General features: G+C 62.7%; 22 protein-coding genes. All 22 read left to right on the forward strand.

What is annotated here, in order from left to right; translation table 11 throughout:
* Nucleotides 1-309: 309 nt before the first annotated feature.
* Complete coding sequence (locus tag AAIS01_RS23960) at nucleotides 310-1,215, forward strand: zeta toxin family protein (RefSeq protein WP_343470997.1); 906 nt, start codon at nucleotides 310-312, stop codon at nucleotides 1,213-1,215.
* A gap of 161 nt (nucleotides 1,216-1,376) precedes the next feature.
* Nucleotides 1,377-2,588, forward strand: coding sequence for a precorrin-6y C5,15-methyltransferase (decarboxylating) subunit CbiE (gene cbiE, locus AAIS01_RS23965; RefSeq protein ID WP_343470998.1), 1,212 nt, complete (start codon nucleotides 1,377-1,379; stop codon nucleotides 2,586-2,588).
* A complete protein-coding gene (locus AAIS01_RS23970) occupies nucleotides 2,581-3,678 on the forward strand; it encodes a cobalt-precorrin-5B (C(1))-methyltransferase (protein WP_343470999.1) in 1,098 nt (365 codons plus the stop codon). Before cbiE ends, AAIS01_RS23970 begins: the two co-directional genes overlap by 8 nt.
* A complete protein-coding gene (locus AAIS01_RS23975; RefSeq protein ID WP_343471000.1) occupies nucleotides 3,675-4,397 on the forward strand; it encodes a cobalt-precorrin-6A reductase in 723 nt (240 codons plus the stop codon). Before AAIS01_RS23970 ends, AAIS01_RS23975 begins: the two co-directional genes overlap by 4 nt.
* A gap of 860 nt (nucleotides 4,398-5,257) precedes the next feature.
* Nucleotides 5,258-5,662, forward strand: a complete 405-nt coding sequence (locus AAIS01_RS23980) for a DUF2946 domain-containing protein (protein ID WP_343471001.1) — start codon at nucleotides 5,258-5,260, stop codon at nucleotides 5,660-5,662.
* A 47-nt stretch (nucleotides 5,663-5,709) separates the two neighbouring features.
* Complete coding sequence (locus tag AAIS01_RS23985; RefSeq protein WP_343471002.1) at nucleotides 5,710-6,189, forward strand: copper chaperone PCu(A)C; 480 nt, start codon at nucleotides 5,710-5,712, stop codon at nucleotides 6,187-6,189.
* A 57-nt stretch (nucleotides 6,190-6,246) separates the two neighbouring features.
* Nucleotides 6,247-6,639, forward strand: coding sequence for a DUF2946 domain-containing protein (locus AAIS01_RS23990; protein ID WP_343471016.1), 393 nt, complete (start codon nucleotides 6,247-6,249; stop codon nucleotides 6,637-6,639).
* 84 nt (nucleotides 6,640-6,723) lie between these two features.
* The gene (locus AAIS01_RS23995; protein ID WP_343471003.1) at nucleotides 6,724-8,850 is read left to right on the forward strand and encodes a TonB-dependent copper receptor; all 2,127 of its coding nucleotides are present in this window, start codon (nucleotides 6,724-6,726) and stop codon (nucleotides 8,848-8,850) included.
* 126 nt (nucleotides 8,851-8,976) lie between these two features.
* Nucleotides 8,977-10,356, forward strand: a complete 1,380-nt coding sequence (locus AAIS01_RS24000) for a PepSY-associated TM helix domain-containing protein (RefSeq protein WP_343471004.1) — start codon at nucleotides 8,977-8,979, stop codon at nucleotides 10,354-10,356.
* A gap of 203 nt (nucleotides 10,357-10,559) precedes the next feature.
* On the forward strand, nucleotides 10,560-11,348 hold the full coding sequence (locus tag AAIS01_RS24005) for an ABC transporter ATP-binding protein (protein WP_343471005.1): 789 nt from the start codon (nucleotides 10,560-10,562) through the stop codon (nucleotides 11,346-11,348).
* On the forward strand, nucleotides 11,345-12,292 hold the full coding sequence (locus AAIS01_RS24010; protein ID WP_343471006.1) for an ABC transporter substrate-binding protein: 948 nt from the start codon (nucleotides 11,345-11,347) through the stop codon (nucleotides 12,290-12,292). The genes AAIS01_RS24005 and AAIS01_RS24010 overlap by 4 nt, the downstream gene beginning before the upstream one ends.
* Nucleotides 12,289-13,299, forward strand: coding sequence for a FecCD family ABC transporter permease (locus AAIS01_RS24015; RefSeq protein ID WP_343471007.1), 1,011 nt, complete (start codon nucleotides 12,289-12,291; stop codon nucleotides 13,297-13,299). The genes AAIS01_RS24010 and AAIS01_RS24015 overlap by 4 nt, the downstream gene beginning before the upstream one ends.
* Before the next feature lie 313 nt (nucleotides 13,300-13,612).
* Nucleotides 13,613-14,878 (forward strand): urea ABC transporter substrate-binding protein, encoded by a 1,266-nt coding sequence (gene urtA, locus AAIS01_RS24020; protein WP_343471008.1) that lies wholly within the window; start codon nucleotides 13,613-13,615, stop codon nucleotides 14,876-14,878.
* Between the two features lie 160 nt (nucleotides 14,879-15,038).
* Nucleotides 15,039-16,541, forward strand: coding sequence for an urea ABC transporter permease subunit UrtB (gene urtB / locus AAIS01_RS24025; RefSeq protein WP_343471009.1), 1,503 nt, complete (start codon nucleotides 15,039-15,041; stop codon nucleotides 16,539-16,541).
* The gene (gene urtC / locus AAIS01_RS24030; RefSeq protein ID WP_343471010.1) at nucleotides 16,541-17,620 is read left to right on the forward strand and encodes an urea ABC transporter permease subunit UrtC; all 1,080 of its coding nucleotides are present in this window, start codon (nucleotides 16,541-16,543) and stop codon (nucleotides 17,618-17,620) included. Before urtB ends, urtC begins: the two co-directional genes overlap by 1 nt.
* The gene (gene urtD, locus AAIS01_RS24035; RefSeq protein WP_343471011.1) at nucleotides 17,617-18,477 is read left to right on the forward strand and encodes an urea ABC transporter ATP-binding protein UrtD; all 861 of its coding nucleotides are present in this window, start codon (nucleotides 17,617-17,619) and stop codon (nucleotides 18,475-18,477) included. The genes urtC and urtD overlap by 4 nt, the downstream gene beginning before the upstream one ends.
* A 166-nt stretch (nucleotides 18,478-18,643) precedes the next feature.
* Nucleotides 18,644-19,342: an urea ABC transporter ATP-binding subunit UrtE gene (gene urtE, locus AAIS01_RS24040; RefSeq protein ID WP_343471012.1), complete on the forward strand. Its 699-nt coding sequence runs from the start codon at nucleotides 18,644-18,646 to the stop codon at nucleotides 19,340-19,342.
* Nucleotides 19,343-19,372: 30 nt separating this feature from the next.
* Nucleotides 19,373-20,224 carry an urease accessory protein UreD gene (locus AAIS01_RS24045; RefSeq protein WP_343471013.1) on the forward strand — a complete coding sequence of 284 codons (852 nt, stop codon included), beginning with the start codon at nucleotides 19,373-19,375 and terminating at the stop codon, nucleotides 20,222-20,224.
* A 196-nt stretch (nucleotides 20,225-20,420) separates the two neighbouring features.
* Nucleotides 20,421-20,723 carry an urease subunit gamma gene (ureA, locus tag AAIS01_RS24050; protein ID WP_047227360.1) on the forward strand — a complete coding sequence of 101 codons (303 nt, stop codon included), beginning with the start codon at nucleotides 20,421-20,423 and terminating at the stop codon, nucleotides 20,721-20,723.
* Nucleotides 20,724-20,732: 9 nt separating this feature from the next.
* Nucleotides 20,733-21,266: a GNAT family N-acetyltransferase gene (locus AAIS01_RS24055; RefSeq protein WP_092395838.1), complete on the forward strand. Its 534-nt coding sequence runs from the start codon at nucleotides 20,733-20,735 to the stop codon at nucleotides 21,264-21,266.
* A 6-nt stretch (nucleotides 21,267-21,272) separates the two neighbouring features.
* Entirely contained in the window at nucleotides 21,273-21,806 is a 534-nt protein-coding gene (locus AAIS01_RS24060; RefSeq protein WP_343471014.1) for a GNAT family N-acetyltransferase, read from the forward strand.
* Nucleotides 21,803-22,108, forward strand: coding sequence for an urease subunit beta (locus AAIS01_RS24065; RefSeq protein ID WP_343471015.1), 306 nt, complete (start codon nucleotides 21,803-21,805; stop codon nucleotides 22,106-22,108). Before AAIS01_RS24060 ends, AAIS01_RS24065 begins: the two co-directional genes overlap by 4 nt.
* The last annotated feature ends 83 nt before the right edge of the window (nucleotides 22,109-22,191 follow it).

The following is a 22,191-nucleotide window of genomic DNA, read 5'->3' on the forward strand; positions in this document are numbered from 1 at the left end:
GCATTGCGCTGCGCCAGGAAGCCGATCACAGCCACAAAACGGAAGGACCGAACCTTTCGCGATAGCGGTCCACCTGAAAGGGTGATGTTGAATGTGCCAAGGCCTTCGCGAACAAGCCCGCCAATGGGGTTCTGTGCCAGGCACGCTGGCGTAAGTTGCCGGCGCCTTCCCTGTAGGGATTTTTACCTTAAAAAACAGGTACATACCTTGGAACACACGCTCATTTGAACACGCCGTAAAACCCCGCTTTATTAATAAGAGCAACCACTCACTTCACCTCATGGGAATCTTTGATAAGGACATCAGGATATGCCACACACATCGAATTACGCCTACACCCCGGAACAGGTCACGACCGCGTTCACCGAAATCACCGACACGCTGTTCAATGGCATCACGGCCGAGTCCGTCCCCAAAATGCTGATCGTCGCCGGATCGCAGGGATCGGGTAAAACCTATCTGCTGGAAAAAAGCCTCCTGCCCTCCGGGCGCTACGACAACTATGTTCGCCTGTACCTGCCCGAGTACCGGGGAAAACACCCTCACTACGCCCAGATGATCCAACGCGGTGTGCTGCATGCTTATGAGCATACCGAGGCCTTTGTTCGAGAGGTTTGCTCGAAAATCTTCGCAGAAGCCTTCAGGAACAAATACAACATCATCATGGAATGCGCGTTCGACGGCATCGATTTCGCGGCCTTCCCGCCGATGGCCACGGCAGCGGGCTATCAGCTCGAAACCCACATCATTGCCTGCAAGAAAGAGTTCGCTCATCTATCGAGTATCAAAAGAGCCCTCAGAAGCCTGGAAAAACAGGAGCTGGAAAGGTTCGTCACGCTATCGGCGCTCAATGCCAGCCTGGGCAACGCCCAGCCGACCCTGCTGGCTATCGAGACGGCCGCCAAAGCAGTCAGCGGATCGCAGATATTCTTGTACGAGCGCGGGTTAGGCCCTTTGAAGGAACGGATCCTGCGCACTCAAAACACCTATACCCTCGATCCGGACGGGACTTTGCTCATCGCGGGACCGAAGGTGGTTTATGCAAATGCCTTCGAGATCATCACCAACAACCGCCTCCACCTCATTGGCGATCGCGAAGAAATGGTGAAGGAGTGCCACCTGACACTGCTCAAGACCCAGGCCCATGCTGAACACGTACCCGAATCGGTCTACAACGACCTGTATGCCTATATCCTCAAATACGTTTACCGATAGATCGGCTGCCTGCATGAGAGGGTGGGGTTGAATGTGCCGGCGCCGCACGCCGGCAGGCTCGCAACGGCCCACGCCATAACCGAAGACGCACGGTATGATGGCGGCCCGGTTCGCGCGTGCCTTCAGCCCGCCGATCAACCCTATCCATTCGAGGAACAGAGATGACCCCCTGGCTGACCGTAGTGGGCATCGGTGAAGACGGCTTCAAGGGCCTGGGCCGAACGGCCCGCCACGCTTTGCTGCGGGCGTCGCGCATTCTGGGCAGCGAACGCCAGCTGGCGCTCTTGCCGCTGTGCATCCGCGGCGAACGGGAGCTGTGGCCCCGTCCATTTTCCCTCGAACCGCTGCTGACGCGGCGCGGCGAACCGGTGTGCGTGCTGGCCAGCGGCGATCCGATGTTCTACGGCGTGGGCGCCAGCCTGGCGAAACATGTGCGGGGCGATGAAATGCTGGTCGTCCCGGCACCCTCGTCCTGTTCGCTGGCGGCGGCACGCATGGGTTGGCCGTTACAGGACGTGGTCACCCTGTCGCTGGTGGCGCGACCTCTGGCAGCACTCAGCGCGCATTTATCCACAGGCGTGCAGTTGTTGCTGCTGAGCAATGACCGCCACAGTCCAGCCGCCGTGGCGGCGCTGCTTCGCGAGCGCGGCTTCGGCCCCAGCCCCATGACCGTGCTCGAACACCTGGGCGGCACGGCCGAACGGCGGATCGAAAGCTGTGCGGCACAGTGGTCCGATCCCACCGTCGCGGACCTGAACCTGATCGCCGTCGAATGCCGGGCCGAACCCTCGGCGTTGCGCCTGTCGCGCCTGGCCGGTTTGCCGGACGCCGCGTTTGAACATGACGGCCAACTAACCAAACGTGACGTGCGCGCCATTACCCTCGCCCGCCTGGCTCCGATGCCCGGTGAATTGCTCTGGGATGTGGGGGCGGGTAGCGGCTCCATCGGTATCGAATGGATGCGCGCCCACCCCAGTTGCCGAGCCCTGGCCATCGAGGCCGACGAAGGCCGCCAAGGGTTGATCGAACGTAACCGCGACACCCTCGGCGTCCCCGGCCTGCAACTGATTCGCGGGCGGGCACCACAAGCGCTGGAGGGACTGGAGCCGCCGGACGCGGTATTCATCGGCGGCGGCGTGACCCGCGAGGGCGTGCTCGACGCTTGCTGGGCCCAGCTCAAGCCTGGCGGACGGCTGGTGGCCAATGCGGTGACGCTGCAAAGCGAGATGACACTGATGAACTGGCGCGAACTGCATGGCGGCGAACTGACCCGTATCCACATTGCCCAGGCCCAGCCATTGGGCGATTTCGACACCTGGCGCCAGGCATTGCCGATCACCTTGCTGGACCTGACGAAACCTTTCGATGCGTGACGAAACCGCCGAACAACCCGCGCCCCTGCGCAGTGGCCTGACCACCGGAAGCTGCGCCACCGCCACCAGTCTGGCGGCTGCGCGGTTGCTGCTTTGCGGCATCCAGGCCGATGCCGTCGATATCGTGCTGCCCAAGGGCAAGCAGGTGCAGATGCGCCTGGAGTTCTGCCGGCTGACCGAGAAGGGCGCCGAAGCCGGAACGATCAAGGATGCCGGTGATGACCCGGACGTGACCCACGGCGCGCTGCTATTTTCCCAGGTGCGGCTGACGGACGGGCCAGGCGTTCGTTTCGTTGCCGGACGCGGCGTGGGTACCGTGACACGGCCGGGACTGGTGCTGGACGTCGGCGAGCCGGCGATCAACCCGGTGCCGCGCAAAATGATCGGCGAGCACTTGGGACGGCTGGCCGAGGAAGTCGGTTATGCCGGCGGCTTCGAGGTCACAGTCAACGTGGAGGGCGGCGAAGCGCTGGCGCTGAAAACCATGAATCCACGGCTAGGGATTCTCGGCGGGCTATCGATTCTCGGCACCAGCGGCATCGTCCGACCGTTCTCCTGCGCGGCCTACATTGCCTCGATCCACCAAGGCATCGACGTGGCAAAAACCAACGGTTACCTGCACATCGCGGCCTGCACCGGCAACGCCAGCGAAGACACCATGCGCCGGGTCTACAACTTGCCGGAAATCGCCCTGATCGAAATGGGCGATTTCGTCGGCGCGGTGCTCAAGCATGTGCGAAAGGTGCCCGTGGAAAAGCTCAGCCTCTGCGGTGGCTTTGGCAAGATCAGCAAACTCGCTGCGGGCCACATGGACCTGCACAGCCGTCACTCGAGCATCGACCTGCCACAATTGGCCGAATGGGCAGCGGCCATCGGCGCCGATGAAACCTTGCAGCAAGGCATTCGCGAGGCCAACACCAGCCAGCAAGCCCTGGCGATGGCCAGCGCCGTCGGCATCGCGCTCGGCGACGCAGTTTGCGCACACGCCCTGGCCTTCGCCCGGAGCATCGTACCGGCCCAGGTCCAGGTCGAAGTCTTCGCCATCGACCGCCAGGGCGCAGTGGTCGGTCACGCCGGAGCGTTCAAATGAAACGCATCCTGCTGCTGGGCGGCGTCACCGAAGCCCTGGCCATCGCCCGGACCCTGGGGCCAACACACTTCTACAGCCTGGCGGGCATCGGCCGCGTTCCCTCCGACCTGACCTGTCAGGTGCGCGTCGGCGGTTACGGCGGCGCCGAAGGGCTGACGCAATTCATTCGCGAGCAAGGCATCGACCTGCTGCTGGATGCGACTCACCCCTACGCCGCGCAAATCAGCCATAACGCCGCCCACGCCGCCCGCGCTTGCGGCATTCCCTGCTGGGCCCTGCGCCGTCCGGCATGGCAACCCCAGGTCGGGGATGACTGGCGCGAAGTGGCCGACTGGGCCGAACTGATCCAGGCCCTGCAACCGTTCCACCGCCCCCTGTTCACCCTCGGCCGCGAGCCGCTGCAACACCTGCACGAAATCCCGCCCGAGCAATTCTGGACCCTGCGCGCCCTGGACGTTTACCCCGGTAATGAGCGCTGCGAAGTCATTGGCGCCCGTGGGCCGTTTCATATTGACGCTGAGCGCGAACTGTTCGAACGGCGGCAGATCGATGTGCTGGTCAGCAAGAACAGCGGCAGCACGGCCACCGAGCCGAAGCTGGAAGTGGCGCGGGAGCGTGGGGTGCCGGTGTTGGTTTTGCGGCGGCCGGTGTTGGCGGGGGTGGATCGGGAGTTTGGGACGGTGGATGAGGTGTTGCAGGGGCTTTGGCATTTGGTCTGACAGAAACCTGCACCGTCCTACAAGCCTGTCCTGTCGGAACTACGCCAGCAAGCTACGTCACCTTGCGCCGCTGCCTACAACTGGGCCAGAATCCGCCGGCTTGTGCGCCTTGGAGGCCATCGGTAACTTGATTCCCGTCACTGCCTATCAGTGATCGGGTTTAGTCGCCCTTGGTTTTCAGCAGGTTCATGAGCTCCGTCCAGTCAGGTATCCATCCTGCACTTGATGGTGGTTGTGCGCAGGGCGCCTTCGGGCGCGCCGGTAATGCTGGACTCCCCGGTCGACTAACCTGCGCACAGCCGCCACCCTGTGGCGAGGGGATTTATCCCCGCTGGGCTGCGTAGCAGCCCCAAAAGAAGTAAAAGCAATCCACCTGATATACCCCGACGCCAAATCTCATGGCCGCTTCGCGCCCAGCGGGGATAAATCCCCTCGCCACAAAAAAATTACGCATACCCTTAGATTTTAGGTAACAAAGTCGCCCTTACACGAAGCTAGACTGGGAACGATCGGATATCGACTGTTCAACAACGATCTCCGTGGTGAGGGCACTTGCTCCCGCTGGGCCGTAGGAGCTGTCGAGTGCAACGAGGCTGCGATCTTTCCCCAAACGCTTGAGTCTCAAGCGAAAGATCAAAAGATCAAAAGATCAAAAGATCGTCCGAACGCGGCCCGAGCCTTCGGCAGCGCCTACAACCGAGCGGGAGCAAGCGCCCTCGCCACAAAAGCTTCCACTTACAAAATCTGTTGCTACTGTTAATACCAGCCCTGCGACCCTACACCGCACGCACTCTTTTTACTTATCAACCCCGATCAGGCTAAATACCGCCACCTGATCGTCCAACCGAGCGGATTGCCCCATGTCCCGACAACGGCTTGCATTTGCCTGGATCGCCTGCTTTGCAGTGCTGTTCAACATGCTTGCCATGCCGCTTTCCGGCAGCAATGGCGCGATGGCACAGGCCCAGTCGCCCGCCGAGCAATTGCTGTGGGGCAGTTTCTGCTCTTCCAGCGGCACGAAACTGGTGGCGATTTCCCTGGGCAAGTTCGAGCAGAGCACGCCGCAGAACGACGATCACTCGACAATGCAGCATTGCTGGTGCTGTGCGGGGTCACCGCCCTTGGTGGCGCTCACCGCCCACGTCCCGCAATTGTATCTGGATGCTCAGCCGGCCCATCGCGGCCCTGCCCATCCACTGCTCGACAGCCCGACACCGCGCCAGCAATGGCCGAGCCTCAATCCCCGCGCCTCACCTCTGGCCTGATTCTTCCCGCATGACCCTGCGTCCTGAATCGTTCCGGAGAATGACCCATGCTGAACAGACTTATCCTGCTGGCCGCCCTGCTGCTTCCCGCAGGCTTCGCCCAAGCCCACCAGTACAAAGCGGGCGAGCTTGAAATCGCCCATCCGTGGTCCCAGGAATTGCCGCCCAATGCGCCGACCGTGGCCGCGTATTTCGTGATTCACAACAAGGGCACAACCGCCGACAAACTGCTCAGCGTCGACTCGCCGATTGCCGGCAAAGCCGAGCTCCACGAACACGTAATGCAAGGCGACCTGATGAAAATGCAGCCAGTGGCTGGCGTGGAGATCGCTCCTGGCGCGAGCGTCACCTTCGCCCCCATGGCGTATCACGTGATGCTGCTGGGGCTGGAGGATCGCAGCCTGCTCAGCGACGGCAAACGCTTCCCTCTGACCCTGCATTTCGAAAAAGCGGGAGATGTCACGGTCGATGTCGCGGTGCAGAAAAAAGCCCCCGACAGTGGCAAAGCCCAAATGCACGCCCACTGATCACTCCTGCCCATGGGTAGCCCCCGCGCCAGGTCGGTCATGCCCCGCCGTCAGCTGATGAGCCTGACACGCGGCAGCTGGATCAGCCTGTTCGCCATGCTGATGATCTTTATCGGTCCACTGATTTCTCAGTCGATGCCGATGGATCAGCGCATGTCTTCGTCCATGACCATGAACATGGAAATGGACATGTCGGCGGGCGTTCACGCCGAGCATGAAGCACCGACAGCCGAACATTGCCCGCCCCAGAGCGAGCATCACGTACTGTGGGAAAAGTGTGGTTATTGCAGCCTGCTGTTCAACTGCCCTGCGCTGACGTGGGGTCATGGCTTCGCCGTCTTCGATACACCGCCACCCCACACCTACACCAGCCCCTCCCCACGCCTGGGCCATGCCCGGACGTCATTCTTCCCCGGTGCTCGCACCCGCGCACCGCCCCTCGTCGCATAGACCCGACACTTAATCTCACCCGGTCGCAAAGACAGCCCCCAGGTTGCCCGACCGTGTCGTTTACGTCTGTTCGATGGAATCATCATGTCCAGGTTTTCTGCCGGCATCGCATTGGGCGCAGCCCAGGTTCGCTGCCCCCCGAACGAGCCACGGGTTCGTTTTCGCTACACCGCCACCGCATTGTGCGGCCTGCTGCTCACGCCCTGTGCGCTGGCCGACGAGCATGCTCACCACGAAGCTAAGCTCGAAGAGCTGAGCCCGACGGTCATTACCGCCGTCGCCCCCAGTTCACCCCTGACCGTGGTCACCCACCCCAAGGATCCGCGCCAACCAGTACCGGCCAGCGACGGCGGCGATTATCTCAAGACCATTCCCGGTTTCGCCCTGGTGCGCAACGGCGGCACCAATGGCGACCCGGTACTGCGGGGCATGTTCGGCTCGCGGCTGAACATCCTCACCAACGGCAGCATGCTGCTGGGTGCCTGCCCGGGTCGGATGGACGCGCCGACGTCCTATATTTCGCCGGAAACCTACGACAAGCTCACCGTGATCAAGGGCCCGCAAACCGTGCTCTGGGGCCCTGGCGCATCGGCCGGGACCGTCCTGTTCGAGCGCGAGCCGGAGCAGTTCGGTGAACTGGGCACCCGGGTTAACGCCAGCGTATTGGCCGGTTCCAACGGGCGCTTCGACAAGGTCGTGGATGCGGCGGCCGGCGGGCCGCAGGGTTACGTGCGAGTGATCGGCAACACCGCTCATTCGGACGATTACCGTGACGGCAACAATGACACAGTGCCGTCGCGCTATGACAAGTGGAACGGCGACGTGGCGCTGGGCTGGACGCCGGATGCCGATACCCTGCTGGAACTGACCGCTGGCAAGGGCGACGGTGAAGCGCGCTACGCCGGGCGTGGCATGGATGGCTCGCAGTTCACGCGTGAAAGCCTGGGCTTGCGTTTCGAGCGTTCGAACATTGGCGATGTGCTCGATACCATCGAGGCGCAGGTCTACTACAACTACGCCGACCATGTGATGGACAACTACACCCTGCGCACGCCATCCGGCACCGGGATGATGGCCGGCCCCATGGCGTCCAACGTCGACCGCCGCACGCTCGGCGCACGCATCAAGGCCACTTGGCGCTGGGCCGACGTGCAACTGATCAGTGGCCTGGACGCCCAGACCAACGAACATCGCCAACGCAGCAGCATGGGCATCGACACCTACAAGGAACGGCCGCGCACCAAGGACGCCGACTTTCATAACTACGGCGTGTTCAGTGAGTTGACCTGGTACGCCGCCGACCAAGACAGGCTGGTCACCGGCGCCCGCCTCGACCGCGCCTCGGCCAAGGATTATCGGCAAAGCATCGGCTCCGGCATGTCCGCCCGGCCCAATCCCACAGCGGACAAAACCCGCGCCGACACCCTGCCCAGCGGCTTTGTACGTTACGAGCATGACCTGGCCGATAGCCCGACCACCCTCTATGCGGGCGTAGGCCACGCGCAACGCTTCCCGGATTACTGGGAGCTGTTTTCGGCCAACGCCGGCCCCGCCGGTTCGCTAAATGCTTTCGACTCGATCAAACCGGAGAAAACCACCCAACTCGACTTCGGCCTGCAGTACAAGACCGACACCCTAGAAGCCTGGGCGTCGGGGTACGTCGGGCAGGTGCGCGACTACATCCTGTTCGATTACACCCCCGGCATGATGGGCACCACCTCCCGCGCCGAAAACATTGATGCACGGATCATGGGCGGCGAGCTGGGCGCGGCCTACAAGCTGACCGAGCGCTGGAAAGCCGATACCACCCTGGCCTACGCCTGGGGCAAAAACAGCAGCGACGGCAGCGCCCTGGCGCAGATGCCGCCGCTCGATGCCCGCCTGGGCCTGACCTACAGCGAAGACCGCTGGAGCGCTGGTGCCCTGTGGCGCTTGGTGGCCGCGCAAAATCGTGTCGACCAGAACAAGGGCAACGTGGTGGGCAAAGACTACGGCAAGAGCTCCGGGTTCGGGGTGTTCTCTCTCAACGGCGCCTACCGCCTCAATAAACACTGGAAGGTCAGCAGCGGCGTCGACAACCTGTTCGGCAAAGCCTACGCCGAACACCTGAACCTGGCCGGCAACGCCGGGTTCGGCTACCCGGCCAGCGACCCGCAAGCCATCAACGAACCGGGGCGCACGCTCTGGACCAAGGTGGATATGAGTTTCTAAACGCATCGCGGGCAAGCCTGGCTCCCACAGGATTGCATGGCTGTGGGAGCCAGACTTGCCCGCGATCGGTTGCGCAGCAACCGCAAAAAACATAACGATCACATTGCCCTGCGGAGCGCTTCTAAAATGAGCCAACCGAAACCCAACTTCTACCACCTGGCCTGGCGCTGGCATTTCTATGCCGGGCTGTTCGTGGCGCCGTTCATGGTGATGCTGGCCCTGACCGGCATCATTTACCTGTTCAAGCCGCAACTCGACCCTCTGATGTACGGCAGCCTGCTGAACGTGCCGGCGGGCCATCACACCCTGGCGGCGGACGACCTGCTCAAACAGGTCCGCCACGCCTACCCCGAAGGCCAGGTCAAACAGTACCTGCCACCGATCAATGCCCAGCGCAGCGCGCAGTTCGTGGTGATCGACAAGGGCCGCGAACTGAACGTGTTCATCGACCCGTACCATGGCGATGTCCTCGGTGAGCAGGACGCCAAGGACAACCTGCAAGCCATTGCCCGGGCCATCCACGGTGAATTGATGATCGGCACCGTGGGTGACCGACTGGTGGAAATGGCCGCTGGCTGGGGCGTGGTCCTGGTGGTGTCGGGCCTGTACCTGTGGTGGCCTCGCGGGCAGTCGTCGGCCGGGGTGCTGTGGCCACGCTGGAGCGCTCGCGGTCGCGTGTTCTGGCGCGACCTGCATGGGGTCGTCGGCTTCTGGGGCGCGGCCTTTCTGCTGGTGATGCTGCTCAGCGGCATGACCTGGACCGGCTTCTGGGGCAAGCAATACGCCGACCTGTGGAACCGTTTCCCGGCGGCGATGTGGAACGACATGCCCAAGTCCGACGTCGCGGCCGGCAGCCTCAACAAGGCACACCGCCAGACCGTACCCTGGGCCGTGGAAAATACCCCGATGCCGATGTCCGGCGACCATGCCGAACACATGGCCCACGGCGGCGCCCATGAAGGCCCCGCCGCGCCGACCGTCAGCCTGCAAGCGGTGCAGGACATCGCCACCGATCGCAAAGTGGAACCTGGCTACAGCATCACCCTGCCGACCACCGCCACGGGCGTATTCACCATCGCGGTCTTCGCCGATGACCCGCGCAACGACGCGACCCTGCACGTGGACCAGTACAGCGGCAAGGTCCTGGCGGATGTGCGCTGGGAACATTACGGCATCGTCGCCCGCGCCACCGAAACCGGCGTGATGCTGCACGAAGGCAAGATGTTCGGCCCGCTGAACCAGATCATCGTGCTGCTGATTTGCCTGATGATCCTGCTCAGCGCTGTCAGCGGCGTGGTGATCTGGTGGAAGCGTCGGCCCCAGGGCAAGTTCGGCGTACCGGCGCTGCGTCACGACTTGCCGACCTGGAAGACCGGGGTGTTCATCATGCTGGCCCTGGCAGTGGTGTTTCCGCTGGTGGGGGCTTCGCTGCTGGTGGTGTGGTTGCTGGATCGGCTCGTCACCCATTTCAATCGCCAGCCTGAGGGGGTTTCATCTTCAAGCTGAAGACAGCGCGTTAACGACAGGCGGCGCGAAACCTCTACAATCGCGCCCGCTTTCCAAACTGTGAACACCGTCCAGATGTGGGAGCGGGCTTGCTCGCGAAGAGGTCGGTACATCCAACATTGATGTGACAGATACACCGCTTTCGCGAGCAAGCCCGCTCCCACAATGGGATTGTGTTTCAGCCCAATAACTTGAGTGAATGCATGACTGCACTAACCCTCTCCCACCTCGCCTGGACACCCCTGGGCCATGGCCACTGTCATCACCAGTTCCAACTGCGTGACGCCACGTTACAGGTGGGTGCCGGGGAATTTGTCGGGTTGATCGGGCCCAATGGCAGCGGCAAGACCAGTCTGTTGCGCTGCGCCTATCGGTTCAGTCAGCCGGAAGCCGGCGAGGTGAAACTGGACCATCACAACGTCTGGAAACAGTCCTCACGCTGGTGCGCCCAACGCATCGCCGTGGTACTGCAAGAGTTTCCCGACGCCTTCGGCCTGACGGTCCAGGAAGTGGTTGCCATGGGGCGCACGCCGCACAAAGGCCTGTTCGATGGTGACAATCAGCAGGACCTGCGCCTGGTCAGCCAGTCACTGGAATCGGTGGGGCTGCAAGGCTTCGGCGAGCATGCTTTCGCCACACTCTCGGGCGGGGAAAAGCAGCGGGTGATCCTGGCCCGCGCCCTGGCCCAGCAGCCGCAGGTGCTGATCCTCGATGAGCCGACCAATCACCTCGACCCGCGCTATCAACTCCAACTGCTGCAACTGATCAAACGCCTGGGCATCGGTACCCTCGCCAGCATCCACGACCTGAACCTGGCCGCCGCGTTCTGCGATCGGCTCTACGTCATCGACCACGGACACATCGTCGCCAGCGGCACACCCAAGGAAGTGCTGACGGTCACGCTATTGCGCGACGTATTCGGTGTCCAGGCGCTGATTGACGAACACCCCTTGGCCGCCCACCCCCGAATCACTTGGATAACCCAACCATGATCTTGCGTTCCCTGCTGCTCCTGCCGCTGCTGCTCGGCAGTGCACATGCTTTGGCCGAAGCCACCCGCTACCCGTTGACGATCCACAGTTGCAACCGCGAGGTCACCTTCGACCAGGCGCCGAAACACGCCGTCAGCCATGACATCAACATGACCCAGATGATGCTCGCCCTCGGGCTCAAGCCGCGCATGGTGGGTTACAGCGGCATCAGCGGCTGGAAATCGGTGACGCCGCAGATGGAGAAAATCCTCGATGGCCTGCCGGAGCTGGCCGCCAAATACCCGTCGGTGGAAACCCTGCTCAATGCCAACGTGGACTTCTTCTTCGCCGGCTGGGACTACGGCATGCGGGTGGGCGGTGACTTGACGCCGCAAACCCTGCAACCGCTGGGCATCAACGTGTATGAGCTGACCGAATCCTGCGCGTTCGTGATGAAGCGTCCGCCGGCGACGCTGGAAGACACCTACAACGACCTGCGCAACCTGGGGAAAATTTTCGACGTACAAGACCGCGCCAATACCTTGATCGCCTCGATGCAGGCCCAGGTGGCCGCAGTGCGCGAGCATTTACCGCCCGGCCAGCCCCGGGTGTTCCTGTATGACAGCGGCGAAGACCGCGCCATGACCTCCGGCCGTCTCGGCATGCCTCAAGCGCTGATCGATGCCGCGGGTGGACGCAACGTTCTCGATGACGTTGAGACCAGTTGGACCCGGGTGAGCTGGGAGAACGTGGTCGAGCGCAATCCCGAAGTGATCGTGATTGTCGATTACGGCGAAGTCAGCGCCGAGCAGAAGCAGCAGTTTTTGCTGAACAACCCGGCCCTGCAATCGGTGGATGCGATCAAGCACCGGCGCTTCATCGTGATCCCCTACGTCCAGGCCACGCCGGGCATCGATAACGTATTGGCGGTGCAAACCCTGGCAAAGGGTTTTCACCGCCCATGAGCAATCGTCGCTATGGCGCGCTGCTGGTGTGCCTCGGTGCACTGATGCTGGTGTCGTGCGTGGTGTCCCTGGGATTCGGGCCGGCGCGGGTGCCGGTGGCGGTGGTCTGGGACATCCTGCTGAACAAGGCTTTCGGTGTGGGTGATGTGTATTGGACGCCCGGCCAGGAGCATATCGTTTGGCTGATCCGCGTACCGCGCCTATTGCTCGGCGCCCTGGTGGGCGCGGGGTTGGCGTTGATCGGTGCAGTCCTGCAAGCGGTGACGCGCAACCCCCTGGCCGACCCGCACCTGCTGGGCGTCACGTCCGGCGCGACCTTGGGTGCGGTCATTGTGGTGCTGCATGTCGGTGAGATCATCGGCCTGTTGACCCTGCCGCTGGCCGCGTTCATCGGCGCGTTGTTGAGCATGCTGCTGGTACTGGCCATCGCCAGCCGCCAAGGCCGTCTGGAAAGCGATCGCTTGTTGCTGTGCGGCGTGGCGGTGTCATTCGTGATGATGGCGGCGGCCAACCTCTTGCTGTTTTTGGGTGACCATCGCGCCAGTTCCGCGGTGATGTTCTGGATGCTCGGCGGCCTGGGCCTGGCGCGCTGGGAACTGCTGGCGGTGCCGGCGGCCAGTGTGTTGCTGGGGCTGGGATTGCTGCTGGGCATGGCCCGACCGCTCAATGCACTGATGGCAGGCGAACAGACCGCCGTGACCCTGGGTTTGAACGCGGCGAAGGTGAGGTTGTGGATTTTCCTGATCGCCTCGCTGATGACCGGCGTGCTGGTGTCCATCAGCGGCTCGATCGGTTTTGTCGGGCTGATGGTGCCGCACATCGCCAGGCGCCTGGTGGGCGCCGAGCACCGTCGGCTGCTGCCGGCCTGCGTGCTGCTGGGCAGCCTGTTCCTGGTGTGGGTGGATGTGGCGGCCCGAACCCTGATCGCCCCGGAAGACCTGCCCATTGGCGTCGCCACGGCGGCCATTGGCGGCCTGTTTTTCATCGGGTTGATGCGGCGGCGCTAAGCCCTTGTGGGAGCGGGCTTGCTCGCGAAGACGGCAGCACATTTAACATCCCTGTGACTGACCCACCGCCTTCGCGAGCAAGCCCGCTCCCACATTTGATATCGGGTGACAGTGGTATCTGCGCCCCAATGTGGCGCATCTGATCGCACCAGCACCCTTGCTGCGTTCATTGATGGTGCGTCTGCACTTTTACTCCGCCGCCCCAACCCCGCATTCCCAAGCCTTTCTCCAACCGGGCACACCCCTTGCAAAAGCCCCTTCAGCGTCCGCATCTGCCATCGAAAAAAACTCATAATTGCACGGAGATCGCACAATGAAGCGTCGTAGCTTGATCAAGGCTTTTACACTCTCGGCAAGCATTGCCGCGATGGGCATGGCCTGGACCGTCCAGGCTGCCGAAACCATCAAGGTCGGCATCCTGCATTCATTGTCCGGCACCATGGCGATCTCCGAGACGTCCCTCAAGGACATGGCGCTGATGACCATCGACGAGATCAACGCCAAGGGTGGGGTCAACGGCAAGCAGCTCGAAGCGGTGGTCGTGGACCCGGCATCGAACTGGCCGCTGTTCGCGGAAAAAGGCCGCCAGTTGCTGACCCAGGACAAGGTCGCGGTGGTGTTCGGCTGCTGGACATCGGTGTCGCGCAAATCCGTGTTGCCGGTGTTCGAAGAACTCAATGGCCTGCTGTTCTACCCGGTGCAATACGAAGGCGAAGAGATGTCGCCGAACGTGTTCTACACCGGCGCGGCACCGAACCAGCAGGCGATTCCGGCGGTGGAATACCTGATGAGCGAAGAAGGCGGCAGTGCCAAGCGCTACTTCCTGCTGGGCACCGACTACGTCTACCCGCGCACCACCAACAAGATCCTGCGTGCGTTCCTGCATTCCAAAGGTGTGGCAGACAAGGACATCGAAGAGGTCTACACCCCGTTCGGCCACAGCGACTACCAGACCATCGTGGCCAACATCAAAAAATTCTCGGCCGGTGGCAAGACCGCGGTCATCTCCACGGTCAACGGCGACTCCAACGTGCCGTTCTATAAAGAACTGGCGAACCAGGGCCTGAAAGCCACCGACGTACCGGTGGTGGCGTTCTCGGTGGGCGAAGAGGAGCTGCGCGGTATCGACACCAAGCCGCTGGTGGGCAACCTGGCGGCATGGAACTACTTCGAGTCCGTGGATAATCCGACCAACAAGAAGTTCGTCGACGCCTGGAAGGCCTACGCCAAGGCCAAGAACCTCCCGGGCGCTGACAAAGCGGTGACCAACGACCCGATGGAAGCCACCTACGTCGGCATTCACATGTGGGCCCAAGCTGTTGAAAAAGCCAAGTCCACCGACGTCGACAAAGTCCGCGAAGCCCTGGCCGGCCAGACGTTCGATGCGCCGTCGGGCTACACCTTGACCATGGACAAGACCAACCACCACCTGCACAAGCCGGTGATGATCGGCGAGATCCAGGACGACGGTCAGTTCAACGTGGTCTGGCAGACCGAAGGCCCGATCCGCGCCCAGCCGTGGAGCCCGTTCATCGAAGGTAACGACAAGAAGCCTGACTATGCGGTGAAGAGCAACTGAGCCCATGGGTGTCGGTCCTGGATCCCAGGACCGACACAACTCCCTTGTGGGAGCGGGCTTGCTCGCGAATGCGGATTCACATTCAACATTTGAGTCGTCTGACACACCGCCTTCGCGAGCAAGCCCGCTCCCACAAAAAGCACTGCGCAAGGCCAAGCATATGCCCACCGCCCTTTACCGCCTGATCCTCGCCCTGGTGCTGCTGTTGCCACTGGAGGCCCACGCCGGTGACGCCGAAGATTTCGTCGCTGCCAAGCCGCCCCAGCAAGCCAGGTTACTGGAAGCCTGGGCCGCGCAACCGGAACCTGAGCGTGTCGAACTGATCAATGCCCTGCAACAAGGCCGGTTGACCGTCGACGGCCAGCCCAAGACTCTGCGTCTGAACAACCGCTTGCGAGGGTTGATTGAAACCGCCCTGGCCAGCCATCAACTATTGGCCGCTGACGCCAGCGTGCGCTTGAGCGCCGCCCAGCAACTGCAAAAAAGCGCCCGCCCGGCCCAACTGGCATTTCTCGACAGGCAGTTGGCCGGCGAGCAGGACGAAGACGTGCATGCGGCCCTGAGCCTGGCGTTGGCGAACCTGCAACTGGTGGACCCCAACCCGTCGGTTCGTCTGGCTGCCGTGCGGCTGCTGGGGGAAACCGGCGATCCGTTGGCCCGCACCCGCCTCGAAGGCCTGCTCGAACCCGGCGTTGAAACTGACGCCACGGTGCGCACCGCCGCCGAAACCAGCCTCGGCCAGGTCAAGCGCAAGCTGTTGGTCGGCGAACTGCTGGGCCAGGCCTTCAGCGGCATGTCCCTGGGCTCGATCCTGCTGCTGGCTGCGCTCGGGCTGGCGATCACGTTCGGCTTGCTGGGTGTGATCAACATGGCCCACGGTGAGATGCTGATGCTCGGCGCCTACTCCACGTACGTGGTGCAGATGCTGTTCCAGCGCTTCGCGCCAAACGCCATCGAGTTCTACCCGCTGATCGCGCTGCCGGTGGCGTTTTTCATCACCGCCGCCATTGGCATGGTCCTGGAGCGCACGGTGATCCGGCACCTCTATGGGCGCCCTTTGGAGACCCTGCTCGCCACCTGGGGCATCAGCCTGATGCTGATCCAACTGGTGCGCCTGGTGTTCGGCGCGCAGAACGTTGAAGTCGCCAACCCGGCCTGGCTGTCCGGCGGCATCCAGGTGTTGCCAAACCTGGTGCTGCCCTACAACCGCATCGTGATCATTGTTTTCGCGCTGTTCGTGGTAGTGCTGACCTGGCTGCTGCTGAACAAGACCCGCCTGGGCCTGAACGTGCGTGCCGTGACCCAGAACCGCAACATGGCCGCCTGCTGCGGCGTGCCCACCGGCCGCGTGGACATGCTCGCGTTCGGCCTCGGCTCGGGCATCGCCGGGCTCGGTGGCGTGGCCTTGAGTCAGATCGGCAACGTCGGCCCGGACCTGGGCCAGAGCTACATCATCGACTCGTTCCTGGTGGTGGTGCTCGGCGGCGTCGGCCAGTTGGCCGGCAGTGTGTTCGCCGCGTTCGGGCTGGGCATCGCCAACAAGATTCTTGAACCGCAGATCGGCGCCGTGCTCGGCAAGATCCTGATCCTCGCGCTGATCATTCTGTTCATCCAGAAGCGTCCGCAAGGCCTCTTCGCGCTCAAAGGACGGGTAATCGACTGATGAACCAGCCCCTGATGCTCACGGCCGCGCAAAAGGCCGGCCCCAAAGTCACCGTCGCCGTCGGCGTGGTGATCCTGGCAGCGCTGTTGAGCCTGCCGCTGCTATCACTGTTGGCGGTGGATAACCCGCTGCACGTCTCGGCTTATACCCTGACCCTGGTGGGCAAGATCCTCTGCTACGCCATCGTTGCCCTGGCGCTGGACTTGGTCTGGGGTTACGCCGGCCTGTTGTCCCTGGGCCACGGCCTGTTCTTCGCCCTGGGCGGCTATGCCATGGGCATGTACCTGATGCGCCAGGCCGCCGGTGACGGCTTGCCGGCGTTCATGACCTTTTTGTCGTGGACCGAGCTGCCCTGGTACTGGAGCGGCACCGACAGCTTCCTCTGGGCCATGTGCCTGGTGGTGCTGGCGCCGGGTTTGCTGGCGCTGGTGTTCGGCTTCTTCGCCTTCCGCTCGCGGATCAAGGGCGTGTATTTCTCGATCATGACCCAGGCCCTGACGTTTGCCGGGATGCTGCTGTTTTTCCGCAATGAAACCGGGTTCGGCGGCAACAATGGCTTCACCAATTTCCGCTCGATCCTGGGCTTTGGCATCACCGAACCGGGCACCCGGGCGGTGTTGTTCCTGGCCACGGTGCTGCTTTTGGTGGCGAGCCTGTTCATTGGCTGGCGCCTGGCCCGCAGCAAGTTCGGCCGAGTGCTGACCGCCCTGCGCGATGCGGAAAACCGCCTGATGTTCTGCGGCTACGATCCCCGTGGCTTCAAGCTGTTCGTCTGGGTGTTGAGCGCAGTCTTGTGCGGCCTGGCCGGAGCGCTGTACGTGCCGCAGGTGGGCATCATCAACCCCAGCGAAATGTCGCCGACCAACTCCATCGAGGCCGCCGTGTGGGTGGCCCTTGGCGGGCGCGGCACGCTGATCGGGCCGCTGCTGGGCGCCGGCGTGGTCAACGGCATGAAGAGCTGGTTCACCGTGGCGTTTCCCGAGTATTGGCTGTTCTTCCTTGGCGCGCTGTTCATCGTCGTGACGCTGTATCTGCCTAAAGGCGTGATCGGGTTACTGAAGAAAAGGGGCGAATCATGAGAATCACTCCAACTGCCGATTTCATGCTCGAACCCATACTGGACCCCAACAAAGATCAAGGCAGCAGCCGCGACGCCATCGGCCTCGGTCAGGCCGCCGGCAAGGGCCTGAACACCCGTCACGGCACCATCCTGACCCTGGAAGACATCAGCGTCAGCTTCGACGGTTTCAAGGCTCTGAATGCTCTGAACCTGTACATCGGCGTCGGTGAACTGCGCTGCATCATCGGCCCCAACGGCGCGGGCAAGACCACCTTGATGGACGTGATCACCGGCAAGACCCGGCCCAGCCACGGCAAGGCCTGGTTCGGTGAAACCCTGGACCTGACGAGCATGAGCGAAGTGCAGATCGCCCAGGCCGGCATCGGCCGCAAGTTTCAGAAACCCACGGTGTTCGAAGCTCTGAGCGTATTCGAAAACCTCGAATTGGCGCTCAAAACCGACAAGTCGGTATGGGCCAGCCTGCGGGCGAAACTGACCGGCGAGCAGAATGACCGCATCAGCGAAGTGCTGGAGACCATCCGCCTGACGACCTCGGTCAATCGCGCCGCCGGCCTGCTGTCCCACGGACAGAAGCAGTTCCTGGAGATCGGTATGCTGCTGGTGCAGGACCCACAACTCTTGCTACTCGATGAACCGGTGGCGGGCATGACCGACGCCGAAACCGAGTTCACCGCCGAGCTGTTCAAATCCCTGGCAGGCAAGCACTCGCTGATGGTGGTGGAGCACGACATGGGCTTCGTCGGCGCGATTGCCGACCACGTCACGGTGTTGCACCAGGGCAGCGTGCTGGCCGAAGGGTCGCTGGCGCAGGTGCAGGACAATGAGCGGGTGATCGAGGTGTATCTCGGTCGGTAGCCTGCAAATACATTCCCCCTGTGGGAGCGGGCCCGTGGGAGCAAAGCTTGCTCGCGATGAACGATAACGCGGTCCTTCTGATGGACCGAGGTGCTGCTGTCGCGAGCAAGCTTTGCTCCCACAGAAAGCTATTGCGCCCACAGGGGACTTGAGAGGGACTTAAGACATGCTGCAAGTCGACAAGCTGCACCAATACTACGGCGGTAGCCATATCCTGCGCGGCCTGTCGTTCGACGTGAAGGTCGGCGAGGTGACGTGCCTGCTGGGCCGCAACGGCGTGGGCAAGACCACCCTGCTCAAATGCCTGATGGGCCTGTTGCCGGCCAAGGAAGGCGCGGTGAACTGGGAAGGCAAGCCCATCACCACCTTCAAGCCGCACCAACGGGTACACGCCGGCATTGCCTACGTGCCCCAGGGTCGGGAGATTTTCGGCCGGCTGACGGTGGAAGAGAACCTGCTGATGGGTCTGTCGCGTTTTTCCGCTGCCGAGGCCAAGGAAGTGCCGGCGTTCATTTACGACTTGTTCCCGGTGCTGCTGCAAATGAAACAACGCCGTGGCGGTGACCTGTCCGGTGGTCAGCAACAGCAGCTCGCCATTGGCCGGGCCCTGGCCAGCCGCCCGCGCCTGTTGATTCTTGACGAGCCCACCGAAGGCATTCAACCGTCGGTGATCAAGGAGATCGGCGTGGTCATCAAGAAACTGGCGGCCCGGGGCGACATGGCGATTTTGCTGGTGGAGCAGTTCTACGACTTCGCTGCTGAGCTGGCCGATCAATACCTGGTGATGTCCCGGGGCGAGATCGTGCAGCAGGGGCGCGGAGAAAATATGGAAGCCGAGGGTGTGCGCGGCCTGGTTACGATCTAGTCTGTAGCGCTCTAACGATAATCAGAAATCATGAACCTACCTGTCTCCTCACTGCCCCCTTCGGCCCTGTTCACCCCCAGCTGGCATGCCGAGCTGGAGCTGGGTTACGCCCGGTTCGGTGACTGCTCGCGCCCGGTGCAGCGCCGCCACAAAGGTCCGCTGCGGGTGCAAAAGCACCTATACGCCGAAGGCCCCGAAGTGTGCCAGCACATCATCGTCCACCCGCCCGGCGGCATTGCCGGCGGTGACCGGCTGGACATCACGGCCCACGTCGGCCCCGGTGCCTGGGCGCAGTTGACCAGTCCCGGCGCGGCCAAATGGTATCGCGCCGCCGGCCCGGCTTATCAGCAACTGAACCTGAGCGTGGCCGCGGGGGCGATCCTGGAATGGCTGCCCCAGGAAACCATCGTCTTCAGCGCCGCCCAGGCCGAGCTCAGCACCCGCATCGACCTGCAGGGTGACGGGCGCCTGTTTTACTGGGACATGGTGGCCCTCGGTCGGCCGGCCAGCGGTGAGCGATTTGACCTGGGGCACTTCCAGTCACGGCTGGACATTCGCCGCGACGGGCAGTTGCTCTGGCATGAACGCCAGCGCATTGTGGGCGGTGACGGATTGCTCGACTCGCCCATTGGGCTGGGCGGCGATCCGGTGTTCGCCACGCTGCTGGTGACTGGTGAGATTGACAGCCCGTTGCTGGAGCGGTGTCGATCACTGGGCCATGACGTGCGCGGTGATCTGACCCAGTTGCCCGGCCTGGTCGTGGCCCGGTGCCTGGCGAGCGAGGCGCTGCTGGCGCGGGGTTGGTTGATTGAATTGTGGCGTTTGCTCAGGCCGGCATTGCTTGGAAGAGAAGCCCTACCACCGAGAATCTGGAGTACCTGAATTGGCTTTTCTGTGGGAGCAATGGAGTGCAAGCAATGACTTTTCTGTGGGAGCAAAGCTTGCTCGCGATGAACGATAACGCAGCCCCTCCGATCGACCGAGGCGCTGCTATCGCGAGCAAGCTTTGCTCCCACAGGTTCGTTCCCGCAGGAACCTGTTTTGAGCCCGAATTTTTATCTGCCCTTATGGATTGCACATGGACCTGACCCCACGCGAAAAAGACAAGCTGCTGATTTTCACCGCCGGCCTCGTCGCCGAGCGGCGGTTGGCTCGCGGCTTGAAGCTCAACTACCCGGAGGCGATGGCCTATATCTCCGCCGCCCTGCTCGAAGGTGCCCGCGACGGCCAGACCGTGGCCGAGCTGATGCACTACGGCACCACGCTGCTGACCCGTGAACAGGTGATGGAGGGCATCCCGGAAATGATTCCGGAGATACAGGTCGAGGCGACATTTCCCGACGGCACCAAACTGGTCACCGTCCACCAGCCGATCGCGTGAGATTGCGCCATGACCTATGACATTCGTGACGCCCGGCACGCCGACTTGCCCGCGATCCGTGACATCTACAACGACGCGGTGCTGCGCACCACGGCGATCTGGAACGAACAGACCGTGGACCTGGGCAATCGCCAGGCCTGGTTCAGCGCCCGACAATCGCAAGGCTATCCGGTGTTGGTGGTGGTCGATGACGAAGATAACGTGCTCGGCTATGCCTCGTTCGGCGACTGGCGACCCTTCGACGGTTTCCGGCACACCGTGGAGCATTCGGTGTACGTACGTAACGACCAATGCGGCAACGGCCTGGGCTCACTGTTGATGACGGCCCTGATCGAGCGCGCCAGGGCATGCGGCAAACACGTCATGGTCGCGGCCATTGAAAGCGCCAACGCGGCCTCGATTCGCCTGCATGAGCGGGCCGGTTTCATCACCACCGGGCAGATGCCTCAGGTGGGCACCAAATTCGGCCGCTGGCTGGATTTGACTTTCATGCAGTTGATCCTCAACCCAGGGGCGCTACCGCCTGCCGTCGACAAGGAGTGATAACCGATGAACGCCGCCCAGTTGCGTCGAGTCCCCGCTGAAAGCTTTGCGCATTATCGCCAGGGCCTGATCGATCTGTTGCTCGATGCCGTGGGCTACGGCGCCAGCGTAGGCTTCATGGCCGACCTCGATGCGGCCCAGGCCCGTACCTATTTCGACGAGGTCCAGGCCAGTCTCAACCAGGGCAACCTGTTGCTGTGGGTGGTGGTCAAGGATGAGCAAGTGCAGGCCAGCGTGCAGCTTGCCCTGTGCCAGAAGCCCAACGGACTCAACCGCGCCGAAGTGCAAAAACTGCTGGTGCGCGGCGACGCGCGCCGCCGGGGGCTGGGCCAGCAATTGATGAGCGCGTTGGAACTCGGCGCTCGCCAGCACAAGCGCGGCCTGCTGTACCTCGATACCGAGGCGGGCTCCGAAGCCGAAGCGTTCTACCGCGCCATGGGTTACATCCGCGTCGGTGAACTGCCCGACTACTGCCAGAGCCCGGACGGGACCTACACCCCGACCGCCATTTACTACAAGACTTTGGGGCAACCGCAATGATTCCAGGCCAATACCAGGTCCAGCCCGGCGACATCGAACTCAATGTCGGCCGCCGCACCCTCACGCTGAACGTGGCCAACAGCGGCGACCGGCCGATCCAGGTTGGCTCGCACTATCACTTCTTCGAAACCAACGACGCCCTGACCTTCGACCGCGCCGCCAGCCGCGGCATGCGCCTGAACATCCCGGCCGGCACCGCCGTGCGCTTCGAACCGGGCCAGAGCCGCGAGGTGGAGCTGGTGGATTTGGCCGGGCATCGCCGGGTGTTCGGGTTTGCCGGGCGGGTAATGGGCGAACTGTAGGTCATCGGGTGCCTGCACTGGCCTCATCGCGAGCAAGCTCGCTCCCACAGGGGAGCGCGATCAAATGTGGGAGCGAGCTTGCT

This window comes from Pseudomonas halotolerans (assembly GCF_039581215.1).
GTDB lineage: Bacteria > Pseudomonadota > Gammaproteobacteria > Pseudomonadales > Pseudomonadaceae > Aquipseudomonas > Aquipseudomonas tehranensis.